Origin of the sequence: Acinetobacter sp. 3657, assembly GCF_031456775.1 — a bacterium.
Taxonomy (GTDB): domain Bacteria; phylum Pseudomonadota; class Gammaproteobacteria; order Pseudomonadales; family Moraxellaceae; genus Acinetobacter.
On sequence record NZ_JAVDVH010000010.1, the window covers coordinates 107,144 to 118,863 of the forward strand.

At 42.4% G+C, this 11,720-nt stretch carries 14 protein-coding genes and 1 pseudogene; 9 read left to right on the forward strand and 6 right to left on the reverse strand.

The features are described 5' to 3' along the window. Positions 1–66 precede the first annotated feature (66 nt). Positions 67–720, forward strand: a complete 654-nt coding sequence (locus J2Y37_RS11950) for a glutathione S-transferase (protein ID WP_005194573.1) — start codon at positions 67–69, stop codon at positions 718–720. A gap of 59 nt (positions 721–779) precedes the next feature. Here the strand turns inward: J2Y37_RS11950 and J2Y37_RS11955 are convergent, their stop codons facing one another. The 3 genes from J2Y37_RS11955 to J2Y37_RS11965 form a co-directional block, all read right to left on the reverse strand. Further along, on the reverse strand, positions 780–1,382 hold the full coding sequence (locus tag J2Y37_RS11955) for an SPOR domain-containing protein (protein WP_005194574.1): 603 nt from the start codon (positions 1,380–1,382) through the stop codon (positions 780–782). Between the two features lie 259 nt (positions 1,383–1,641). Continuing rightward, positions 1,642–3,441, reverse strand: coding sequence for an arginine--tRNA ligase (gene argS / locus J2Y37_RS11960; RefSeq protein ID WP_349032962.1), 1,800 nt, complete (start codon positions 3,439–3,441; stop codon positions 1,642–1,644). Between the two features lie 169 nt (positions 3,442–3,610). Continuing rightward, a complete protein-coding gene (locus tag J2Y37_RS11965) occupies positions 3,611–4,531 on the reverse strand; it encodes a Dyp-type peroxidase (protein WP_349032963.1) in 921 nt (306 codons plus the stop codon). Positions 4,532–4,692: 161 nt separating this feature from the next. Here J2Y37_RS11965 and J2Y37_RS11970 point away from each other — a divergent pair, with 161 nt between their 5' ends. After that, positions 4,693–5,319: a LysE family transporter gene (locus J2Y37_RS11970; RefSeq protein WP_349032964.1), complete on the forward strand. Its 627-nt coding sequence runs from the start codon at positions 4,693–4,695 to the stop codon at positions 5,317–5,319. 7 nt (positions 5,320–5,326) lie between these two features. On the opposite strand, the gene znuB is transcribed toward J2Y37_RS11970, so the two are convergent. From znuB to J2Y37_RS11985, 3 genes are read right to left on the reverse strand one after another with little or no spacing between them, the layout of a single operon-like run. Next, the gene (znuB, locus tag J2Y37_RS11975; protein WP_005194582.1) at positions 5,327–6,136 is read right to left on the reverse strand and encodes a zinc ABC transporter permease subunit ZnuB; all 810 of its coding nucleotides are present in this window, start codon (positions 6,134–6,136) and stop codon (positions 5,327–5,329) included. A gap of 3 nt (positions 6,137–6,139) precedes the next feature. Then, positions 6,140–6,928 (reverse strand): zinc ABC transporter ATP-binding protein ZnuC, encoded by a 789-nt coding sequence (gene znuC / locus J2Y37_RS11980; protein ID WP_349032965.1) that lies wholly within the window; start codon positions 6,926–6,928, stop codon positions 6,140–6,142. Continuing rightward, on the reverse strand, positions 6,901–7,398 hold the full coding sequence (locus J2Y37_RS11985; protein ID WP_349032966.1) for a transcriptional repressor: 498 nt from the start codon (positions 7,396–7,398) through the stop codon (positions 6,901–6,903). The genes znuC and J2Y37_RS11985 overlap by 28 nt, the downstream gene beginning before the upstream one ends. Before the next feature lie 259 nt (positions 7,399–7,657). Here J2Y37_RS11985 and J2Y37_RS11990 point away from each other — a divergent pair, with 259 nt between their 5' ends. From J2Y37_RS11990 to J2Y37_RS12020, 7 genes and pseudogenes are all read left to right on the forward strand, one after another. Then, on the forward strand, positions 7,658–8,497 hold the full coding sequence (locus J2Y37_RS11990) for a zinc ABC transporter substrate-binding protein (RefSeq protein ID WP_349032967.1): 840 nt from the start codon (positions 7,658–7,660) through the stop codon (positions 8,495–8,497). 170 nt (positions 8,498–8,667) lie between these two features. Continuing rightward, complete coding sequence (locus tag J2Y37_RS11995) at positions 8,668–9,066, forward strand: ATP synthase subunit I (protein WP_004668105.1); 399 nt, start codon at positions 8,668–8,670, stop codon at positions 9,064–9,066. 99 nt (positions 9,067–9,165) lie between these two features. Beyond that, positions 9,166–10,041: a F0F1 ATP synthase subunit A gene (gene atpB / locus J2Y37_RS12000; RefSeq protein WP_004668106.1), complete on the forward strand. Its 876-nt coding sequence runs from the start codon at positions 9,166–9,168 to the stop codon at positions 10,039–10,041. Between the two features lie 82 nt (positions 10,042–10,123). Then, entirely contained in the window at positions 10,124–10,369 is a 246-nt protein-coding gene (atpE, locus tag J2Y37_RS12005; RefSeq protein ID WP_349032968.1) for a F0F1 ATP synthase subunit C, read from the forward strand. Positions 10,370–10,408: 39 nt separating this feature from the next. Beyond that, entirely contained in the window at positions 10,409–10,879 is a 471-nt protein-coding gene (locus J2Y37_RS12010) for a F0F1 ATP synthase subunit B (protein WP_004668107.1), read from the forward strand. 11 nt (positions 10,880–10,890) lie between these two features. Then, complete coding sequence (locus J2Y37_RS12015) at positions 10,891–11,427, forward strand: F0F1 ATP synthase subunit delta (RefSeq protein ID WP_004668108.1); 537 nt, start codon at positions 10,891–10,893, stop codon at positions 11,425–11,427. A gap of 42 nt (positions 11,428–11,469) precedes the next feature. After that, positions 11,470–11,720: pseudogene (locus J2Y37_RS12020) on the forward strand (F0F1 ATP synthase subunit alpha); the annotation flags it as partial.

Consider the following 11,720-nt stretch of genomic DNA (forward strand, 5'->3'; position numbering starts at 1 on the left):
TAATTCTAAGTGTGATTGTTAGAGGGATCAAAACAGCAATCACACAGCAAAAAAGCAGGCACAAAAATGATTACCTTACATTATCTACAATGCTCGCGCTCATTTCGTATATTGTGGGCATTAGAAGAACTGGGTTTGGATTGCCATGTTGAATATTATCAAAGGTCATCCAGTTATACCGCGCCAGAAAGCCTAAAACAGATTCACCCATTGGGCAAAGCGCCAATTTTAGTGGATGATGGGCAGGTGATTGTTGAATCTGCTGTGATTTTGGATTATCTGCAACAAAAGTATGATGAACAGCAAAGATTCAAACCACAAAGTGCTAAAGATCAGATGCAATATGCTTATTGGATGCATTATGCAGAAGGCTCTCTGATGCCATTATTGGTGATGACTTTGGTGATGAATAGTGTAAGTAAACACGTGCCGTGGGTGATTCGCCCAATTGCTCAGAAGATTACAGATGGTGTTAAAGCCGGTTTTGTTCGCCCGCGTGTAAAAGAGCATATTCTTTATCTTGAGAATTATTTGTCAGAACATGATTATTTTGCAGGGGATTTTTCTTTTGCTGATATTCAGATGGCATTCCCACTCATTGCTATTCAAAATCGATTACATGGCAAATATCCGCATATTCAAGCTTTTGTACAACGTGTTCAGGAGCGTGCAGCCTTTCAACGCACAGAGCAAAAGAGTTTAGATTCTGAATGTGCATGAGTGGTTGAGATGCAAAAAAGGAACGATTTTTCGTTCCTTTTTTATTTAAAATCATGTGACTAGCGTTTAATGACAATCGAATCAATGCCACTATGCTGTAGTGTTTGTTGTGCAGCTAAAGCAGCTTCTTGGCTATCATACGGACCAGAAAACACGCGGTACCATGTCTGACCATTTTCAACAGTTCTCACCACATCGGCAGACAATCCATTTAGAATAATTTCTGCACGACGCGCATCTGCGCTATCAGGATCAGGATAGCTACGGACTTGTAGAATATAGGTGGTCGGTGCAGGCGGTGTTTGCTCACTTGCGGTGAGATTGGCTGAATCTTCTGTTGTTTCGACTCTAGGTGATTCAATAATCACAATATTGCCTTGTTGTTTGGTTTCAGGCACAGCTTGTTGTGGAATCGGAGTCACTTGTTGTTGTGGCAACAAGTCGTAGAAACGATAATCTTTGTTGGTGTTTTCTTCTTGATAGTGTTCAGCAGGCACCTGAGTTTTTGTAGGGACAGGTTGCCATGGCTGCCAGAGCATCAACATGACTGCGGCACATAGGATCGCTAGAATGGCGACAAACATGCCTAGCCATTTCGGAATAAGCGGTTTTTTGGGCTTATTTGGTCGTTCAGATACACCACGTTGCGTTTTTCCAAACACCTGAAATTCCTCTTGATTCTATTATGTTATTTCTAGCTTGAATCTTCTGGGAAACAAAGCATTATATTTAAAATAATGCTTTGTTTACTGTATTTTACTTACTCTTGTGTAAGAGTGTTGCTTTGCTTGTTACAGCTTACTCCAGCATATGAGCCATATATGGCGCAAGGTCTTGCGACAATGTGCAAAGTGTTGCTTTGCTTACATCTTTACTGCGAGCATAGCTCTCGTCTTGCGACCATGCAAAGCGTTGCTTTGCTTACATGGTCTCAGGAGTGGACACACCTAGTAATGTTAAACCATTTCGAATCACTTGCTGTACGTTTATTGATAATAATAAACGGGCTTGTGATAATGAAATATTTGTTTCATCTACAAACTTCACACCATCTTGTGCATACCAACCATGGAATAGCGCAGCTAAATCTTTCAAATAAGTACCGATCTGATGTGGTTCACATACATTCGCAGCTCGTACCACAACTTCAGGATAAGCCGCTAATTTCGCAAGAATTTCTGTTTCAGTATCTAAAGTTAACAGATCAGCAACTTGTCGTGCAGATGTCACATCAAATGCAATGCCTTTTTCTTTAGCGCGATTCACAATACTGTTTACACGTGCATATGCATATTGAATGTAATACACCGCATTGTCTTTACTTTGTGAAACTGCAAGGTCTAAGTCAAAGTCAATGTGCTGCTCAGATTTACGCATCACGTAGTAGAAACGCGCAGCGTCGTTACCGACTTCCTTACGTAAATCACGCAAAGTCACGAACTGACCTGAACGAGATGACATTTGTACCATCTCGCCACCACGCCATAAGCTGACGAATTGAACCAAAAGAACAGTTAACTTCTTCGAGTCATAACCCATCGCATCAATCGCCGCTTTCACACGAGAGATATAACCGTGGTGGTCTGAACCCCAAATATCAATCAGATCAGTATAACCACGTTGTAATTTATTGAGGTGGTAGGCAATGTCTGATGCAAAGTAAGTGGTTTGACCATTGCGACGCTTTACAACACGGTCTTTTTCATCACCAAATTCAGTTGATTTAAACCAGATGTTGCCATCTTTTTCATAGAGGAAGCCACGTTGATCTAAAGTTGTGAGCGCTTCATCAATCTTGTCGGCCAATGATGCTTCACTAAACCATTCATCAAAGGTTACGCCAAAGTCAGCAAGATCATCTTTGATGTCATCTAAAATGGCATGTAATGCTGCTTGATGGAAAACGCGATAACCTTCAGCTAACTGTTGTTGTGAATTTGCGATTAAACCATCGATATGTTTTTCTTTATCACCAGAAAGCACAACTTTGTTGCCTTCAGCATCTAATTCTTCTGCGTATTGAACGTCTTCTGGCACATCTTTATAGATGTCAGCGACTGGGCGAACATGCGCATCACCATCTTGGTCAATAATGCTTTGTGCGATTTCTTTGACATAATCGCCTTGATAAGCATTTTTAGGAAAGACCAGTGTTTGACCCGTAAGTTCTAAATAACGTAAATAGGTTGAAGTTGCCAAAATATCCATTTGACGACCTGCATCGTTAACATAGTATTCACGGTCAACTTGAGCACCTGTGGCTTCTAATAGGTTTGCAACCGTCATACCATACGCTGCACCACGACCATGCCCGACATGTAGGCTAGAGGTTGGGTTTGCAGACACAAACTCGACTTGAATTTTTTTGGCTGCATTGGCTTGGCTGCGACCATATTGATCTTTTTGTGCATGAATCTGATCGAGCACAGCAAAGCGCTGGTCTGCATTTAAAAAGAAGTTAATAAAACCAGGACCTGCGATTTCTGCTTTGTTAATGTCAGCGACTTCAGGCAGTGCTGCTAAAATCTTTTCAGCAAGATCACGTGGCTTCATGCCTGCTGCTTTAGAGCCGATCATGGCAATATTGGAAGCAAAGTCTCCGTGACTTCGGTCTTTGGTACGGGTTAAATGGCTCGTGTTTGTCCAATCTGAAGGGAGTACACCTTGTTGTTGAAGGGATTGTACCGCATGATCAAGAGCTGCTTGTATTGCCGTATTCATAGTTACCGAAATAAATGTCGCGGAAAAACGTTAAATATAGCAAATTTTGATGGCTTAAGGGGAGAGTCTATGCAGGGAATTCGCATATTCCGTCAATCTTTTTTGAGCGCTTTGTTTGGTGGCGATCATAAAGATGCTACACCAGCCAATGGCATAGCATCTTACTGTTTTAATCTTCTAGAATTTGTTCCAGTAAGGTATGGCTTGGTGCGAAATAATAAGCACCATCCACAGCCGTTGTGAAGTGCAGTAAACGGTCATGAATACCATCACCTGCTGTCCCAAACATGCGTTTTAACATCGCATCAATAATCGTTAAATTATTGGTGTAAGCAACGAAGAACAAGCCTTGTTCACCTTTTCCATCACCATAAGGCAAGCTGTGGCGCAAGATTTCCATTTCCTCACCTTCATCATCCTCAACCACTGTACGAGCAACATGCGCATTTTCAGGTTTTATCTCGTCATCTAGCTCAATTGATTCAAGCTTGGTGCGTCCAATCACATGTTCTTGTGCATCGACTTTCAGTTGTTGCCATTTCGCTAAATCGTGTACATAACGTTGTACGAAAATAAAACTACCCGCTTGGAAGATACCAGCGGATTCGGGTAGCAATGTTGCTTCGGCACGATCATCGGGGAATTGCGGATTTTCAGTTCCGTCAATAAAACCAGTTAAATCACGACCATCAAATTGGCGGAAACAAGCACGCTCATCGAGCACTTCAACTTTATCTTGAATACCTGCAAAGAACGATTGGCTCATTGCAAAGCATAAATCAGCCCGTGCACTTGCGATGTGAATAAATACATCTGCTGGCACCACAGGCATATTGAAAGCACCTTGCTCAGGATCAAGTTGTTTAAACCCATCAGGTGTTTGTGGGTACAATTTGGACCAAAGTTCAGGACCGAAGGCGATCGCAGTTTTGATCTGAGCATCTGGGTGTTGGGTGATCAAGCGATCACGAGTTAAAAGCAGCGCTGAAATTTGTCGTTTTAATTCAGCGATCGTTAAATCTTTTAAACGGAGAACAATAAAACGCGCATGATCAGAAGGTAGTGGAAGAATGACAGATTGAGCAGCCATTAAGATCTCCTTAGTCATTTTTAAGGCGGCAAAAAAGGGAGTCATTGTGCCTGATCTAAGTAGGACTTAACAATTTTTTTGTTCATTTTTTATCGACTAAAAAAAGTACTGCTTGCACTCAATAAAACGGTATAATTCAACTTTTATTTTGCTCTTTGATTATGTCTTTACAGGTCTGGTTTGCTTTTATGTTGGCATGCTGTGCGATTAGTGTTTCGCCGGGTGCAGGTGCAATTGCTTCGATGTCCAATGGCTTGAACTATGGGTTTAAGCATGGGTATTGGAATGTGATTGGATTACAGATTGCACTGCTGATTCAAATCATGATTGTTGCGGCTGGGGTAGGGGTGCTTTTTGCGACGACGCCATTGGCGTTTCAAGCGGTGAAGTGGTTTGGGGTGGGCTATCTGATCTATTTAGCATATCAACAATGGACTGCACCGATTAAAGCGATTCAAATTGAACATGAACAAAAGCATAAATCGGCCTTAAATCTAATGCTCAATGGTTTTGTGGTGAATATCAGTAATCCCAAAGCAATTGTATTTTTATTGGCGGTGTTGCCTCAGTTTTTAGATTTATCTCGACCACAATGGCTGCAATACTTGATCATGGCGTCAACGATGGTGGCGATTGATCTGATGGTGATGGCGGGATATACCGGTTTGGCTTCAAAAGTATTGAGATTATTGCGTTCGCCTAGGCAACAAAAGTATTTAAATCGAGGCTTTGCGATGATGTTTGGTTGTGCCGCACTATTGCTTAGTGCGATTCAGCAATCAAGCTAAACAGGGTTTAAATTGATTGTGATCGACTTTTCAATTTTTGTGCTGTGAAAATTAGCGCAAAACAAAGTGCCATACATAAGACAATACTTAAGCCAGTGGCAATGTTTAATGCCGCACTTGACCATAGGCCAACCGTGATGCCAAATTGAGCCAATATAAATGCCCAAATCACCATTTGTTTAGGGGAATGTGCCAATAAGCGAGCACTCAGCGCTGGAATAACTAATAGTGCGCCCATCAGTAACGAACCGACTGCACGTAATGCCAGCACGGTAAACAATGCCAGTAGCAACATGAAAATCAAACGTTGCCAGTGTGCGTTTACGCCTTCACTCATGGCAACATCTGGGTCGATCGCAATTTGAATCTGTGCCGACCAAGAGCGATATAGCGCGATAAGTGCGCCCGCAATCACCACAGCAAAGATTGGCAATTCAGCCCATTCAACACTGAGTAAATCACCAAACAAGTAGCTTAATAGTTCTGGGCGTAAGCTTGGAATTTGTTGGATCAGTAATAAACCTGAACAAAGTAAGGTGGCTGAGCATAAAGCAAGCAGTGCATCATTGGGCAGGCGCGAATCGTGCAAAATCCATAAAATAGCAACCAGCAAGACGGCTAAACACGCAACACCAAGCCAAAAAGGTAAATTCAGTATGCCTGCAATGGCAACACCGAGTAAGGTGCCGTGTGCCATGGTATCGGCGAAGAATGACATTCTGCGCCAGAGCATCAAGCAGCCCAAAGGGGCGGTTAGAAATACCAGAAGTGTACCCATAATCCAAGCAGGGAGCAGCAGTTGTAACCATTCCATCATTGCTTAGACCTTTGGTTCAGGGTGAATGTGAGGGCGTGGGTCATGTGTACATGGTTCGACATGATCGCTATGTGCACAATCATCATGATGGTGCTGATAGAACATGCGTTGCGTCCCAAAAATAGCTTGGTATTCAGGATGCTGTTGAATGCTTTCAGGCAAACCGCTACAGCAAATATGTTTATTCAGACACACAACACGATGTGTCCCTTGCATGACCCATTGTAAGTCATGCGAAACCATGAGTACGGCACAACCAAATCGCTCGGGCAAGCTGCGGACATATTCATATAGCTCTGCTTCAGATTGGATGTCTAAGCCTTGCATCGGTTCATCCAGCACCAAAATATCAGGTTGGCGCAATAAAGCACGCGCCAGTAACACGCGTTGACGTTCACCGCCAGAGAGTTGTTGTACTTTTGAATGTTGTAATTGCAGAATGCCTGTATCCGCCATGATTTCTTGGCGTAAACTTGCTGCACAAATTTCTAAATCGAGTAAGTCCTGAACACGTAACGGTAGACTAGCAGATGGATTGAACTTCTGTGGAACATAGGCCATCTTAAGTTTTTTAGCAAAGTGAACTTTGCCTTGATTGGGCGACATGATGCCCAGTAATACTTTGATGAGTGTTGACTTACCAGCGCCATTCGGACCAATCAGCGTCACAATTTCTTTTGCTTGTAGTGCAAAATCAACATTTCTCAAAATAACGCGCTCATCACGTTGGACAGAGATATTTTCCAACTGAATCAGGGGAGAGCTTACTGCGATGTGCTGCACTGATGACATTTTCCCGAAATTTCAATGATGCTGTGTTGAGCTGAAAATTGATCAGAGTGAGCAAGTTGATCAAGTTGTTGAAGCAGCCCTTGTGCGGAAGCCTCTTTGACAGAGCGGCATTCAGTACAAATTAAAAACGCAGCTTGATGTCCTTCACGTGGGTGGCAACACGGAATATAAGCATTAATCGACGTTAAACGATGGATCAGTCCCTTTTCTAATAAGAAATCCAATGTTCTGTATACCGTCGGCGGCGCAGCAGGGCGGTCTGCTTGACCTTTAATTTTTGCCAATAAGTCATAAGCACCCATAGGTGCAGATGCATTTAATATCAGTTCAAGGACTTCTTTACGTAGAGGAGTCAGTCGAGCGCCAGTTGCAGCACATAAAAGTTCTGCCTCTGCGAGTCGAGCTTTAATATCATGATGACCATGAACACCGTGTAAAGCGTTGTCATGTTCATGTGAGCAAGAACTCATAAATGGACCTCATTGTTTGCCTTGAGTCGGTTGATCTATCACGGATAAGCTTGTTGTCAAAATACCTTACGCTATAGATGACGGATGCCTAGTATCTATGAAGTGTCAACGGACCGTATATCATAACATGCAATTCATTTGGAACTAACTATATAAGTCGCCTGAGCAAGCAATGGCGTGATGAATATAAAAATAGACATAGGTATTTTTTAACTTTTGTTATATTATAACATGCTTTGCTAAGTTGAGTAGTGTTGTGATGTTGCGCCTTTTTCTGTTTGTCTCATTTTCAATGTTAAGCACATGGGGCTGGACACAAAGTTTAGTCGTTTCAACGCATCCTATTTATTTGATTGCAAAAGAAGTCACCAATGGGATAGAAACACCTGTTCTTTTACTCAGTGATCAAACTGGGCATGATGTGCAACTCACACCAGCACATCGCAAAGCAATTCAAGAGGCTTCTTTGGTGGTGTGGCTTGGTAAAGCACACGAAGCCCCATTAGAGAGATTGCTACATCAAAATCGTAAAGCCGTTGCGTTATTAGATATGGGGATCTTAACGATATTACCGCAACGTAATTTACGTGGCGCGTCACTAGAAAATACCATTGACAGTCATGTTTGGTTAGAACCAAATAATGCAGTACGTATTGCTTTTTTTATCGCGACATTACGTTCACAGCAGTGCCCAGAAAATAAAGCCAAATACTTAGCCAATGCTAGAGATTTCGCACAACAGATGCGACAAGCTGCTCAACAGTATGAAGGAAGCAATAAAGCAAAACCTTATTGGTCATACCATGATGCTTATCAATACTTGGAACGCGCATTGAATTTAAAGTTTGCTGGTGCACTTACCAATGACCCACATATTGCGCCTACAGCTGCACAAATTAAATACTTAAAAGACAGTCGACCTAAGACACAAATGTGTTTATTGGCTGAAATTTCAGCCAGCAGTAGCCAGTATCGAAGACTGAATCCTGTCATTTTTGAGACTGTGGATGAAAGTATGAATGGTGAGGACAATTTTATCTCCGCTTGGAAGAAATTGGCTACAAAAACTGATAAATGTGTATTAAGTACCCAAAATTAATCAGAAAATTAAAAAAGCGTTGACTCTATCGTCAGAAAATAGGGTAACGAAAAAAGCAGACTTAGGTCGAGAAAAGATTGCATGTTCAGGGGTGTAACTCTATAATGCCTGCGATTCGAAACGATCCGTATTAAAACTTGTCAAGCAGTTATGTTGTGAGTGGATAAAAAATGAGCCGGACTAGTCGATTGATTGACCGACGATTGGCAAAAGCTTTGGTCTTCTTACAAGCATGTATGATTCCAATTGCAGCTTTGCTGGCATGGATGATGAAAGATATAACTGCTGCGATGAGTGCTGCGCTTGGGGCTTCGGTTTGTTGGTTAGCACACTGTTATTTTGCTTGGCAGTCGTTTAGAACGGCGGGCGCAAGAGCATCAAAACAAGTCATGCTCAACATGTATCGAGGAATACTCGGCAAGTTTGCAATTGTGATCGTGGGTTTTATTTTAATTTTAAACAATGTTGAACCACTATCACCGGTTGCATTGTTTGGTGGATTTATCCTTGTTCAAGCGATGTCGTGGGTTGCACCATTTTGGGTGACACGTCTGCAAAAACAAGTGTAAGACACTTTTTTGAGATTTTTGGAGGGTAGCGTGAGATATTCGCAGTTCGCAATATTCATTGCCCTTCTTTTAATGATTGACATTGACCAGGTGTGATTTATGGCTGCTGAAGAACATGCCCTGACTTCGACCGAGTATATCAAGCATCACTTGACCAATATGACCTATGGCAAAATGCCAGACGGCTCATGGAAGTTGGCTGAGACTGCTGAAGAAGCTCAATCGATGGGGTTCACTGCAATTCACTTGGATTCAATGGGTTGGTCTATCGGACTTGGCATCATTTTTTGCTTAATGTTCTGGATCGTTGCGAAAGCTGCAAATGCAGGCGTACCAACAAAATTCCAGTCTGCAATTGAAATGATTATCGAGTTTGTGGACTCAAGTGTTCGTGATACTTTCCACGGCAAATCGCGTTTAATTGCGCCATTGGCATTAACCATTTTCGTGTGGATTTTCCTCATGAACTTAATGGATTTAATCCCTGTTGACTGGATTCCTTATTTAGCTCAACAGATTGGTGCAAGTGTATTTGGTATGGACCCTCACCACGTTTACTTCAAGATCGTACCAACTACTGACCCGAACATTACCCTAGGTATGTCCTTGTCAGTATTTGCATTGATCTTGTTCTATAGTGTTCGTGAGAAAGGGATCGGCGGTTTCGTCGGTGAATTGGCACTTAACCCATTCAACCCAAGTAATAAATTTGCAAAAGCGTTATTGATTCCAGTGAACTTAATTTTGGAATTAGTAACTTTCCTTGCTCGTCCAGTTTCGTTGGCTCTTCGACTGTTCGGTAACATGTATGCGGGTGAGTTGATCTTCATCTTGATCGCATTATTACCGTTCTGGATCCAGTGGGCATTATCTGTGCCTTGGGCTATTTTCCACATTCTTGTAATCACGTTGCAAGCATTTATCTTTATGATGCTGACCATCGTTTACTTGAGCATGGCAAGCGAAAAGCATTAATGGTATTGCCTGATCATCAGTTGATGGTTGGGCTTAAATTTTAGTTTAATTTGGTAATAACCTAACCTCTGAGGAATTTTTCATGGAACTCACTTTAGGTCTAGTTGCAATTGCATCTGCTATCTTGATCGCTTTCGGTGCTTTAGGTACTGCGATTGGTTTCGGTCTTTTAGGTGGCCGCTTCTTAGAAGCGGGAGCTCGTCAACCAGAATTGGCTCCACAACTTCAAACTCGTATGTTCTTAATCGCGGGTCTTCTTGATGCTGTGCCTATGATCGGTGTTGGTATTGGCTTGTTCTTCATCTTCGCTAATCCATTTGTAGGTTAATAGCTTAATTCCTAAATCCACATATTGAGGAATAGCGAAATGAATATCAACCTCACATTGATTGGCCAAGCGATTGCATTTGCGGTATTTGTCGCATTCTGTATGAAGTTTGTTTGGCCACCATTAATCAATGCAATTAGTGAGCGTCAGCGTAAAATTGCTGATGGCTTAAATGCTGCTGAAAAAGCGAAAGCTGACCTTGCTGATGCACAATCACAAGTGAAGCAAGAGATCGACGCAGCAAAAGCACAAGCGGCTCAATTGATTGAACAAGCGAACCGTCGTGCAGCGCAATTGATCGAAGAAGCGCGTACCCAAGCTGCGGCTGAAGGTGAACGTATTCGTCAACAGGCGAAAGAAACTGTTGATCAAGACATCAATGCTGCTCGCGAAGAATTACGTCAACAAGTTGCTGCCTTGGCAGTTGATGGTGCAGAGAAAATTCTGAACCAACAAGTTGACGCAGAAGCTCATAATGCCATGCTGACTCAGCTGGCTGCTAAACTTTAAGCGAGGGAAATATGGCTGAATTCTTGACGTTGGCACGCCCATACGCTAAGGCAGCATTTGCTTATGCATCTGAGCACAATGCAACTGACTCTTGGTCAAATGCGTTACAAGTGCTCAGTGCTGCGGTGCAAGATGAGGCATTTTCCGCTTATTTAAATCGTCCTGAGCTGACTCCTGCGGAGCAAGTAGGTCTTTTTGCTAAGATTCTAGGTGAAGATCAAACTCAATCGGTGTCGAACTTTCTGACACTGCTTGCAGATAATGATCGTTTAATATTGTTACCTGAAATCGCAGCAGAATATGAATTACTTAAATCGCAGAACAACAACACGTTGGAAGTAGAGATTCAATCTGCTTTCCCAATGGATGCGAAACAAGAGCATATTTTAGCTCATGCGTTAGAAAAACGTTTTAACAGAACAGTACATGTTACTGTGAACGTTGATCCAACGCTCATCGCAGGTGTTGTGATTCGTGCAGGCGACCAAGTGATAGATGACTCTGCGCTTAACAAGCTTGAAAAAATGCGGACTCGTCTTCTTGCCTAACAGCAAAAAGACTGAACTTAAAAAAGATTGAGGAATAGCGCAATGCAACAACTGAATCCATCCGAGATCAGTGCGCTCATTAAACAGCGTATCAGCGATCTGGACACCAGCGCGACCGCTAAGAATGAAGGTACCATCGTCATGGTATCTGACGGTATCGTGCGTATTCACGGTCTTGCAGATGCAATGTACGGTGAAATGATCGAATTCGACGGCGGCTTATTTGGTATGGCACTGAATCTAGAACAGGATTCAGTGGGTGCCGTTGTTTTAGGTCACTACCTAAGCCTTCA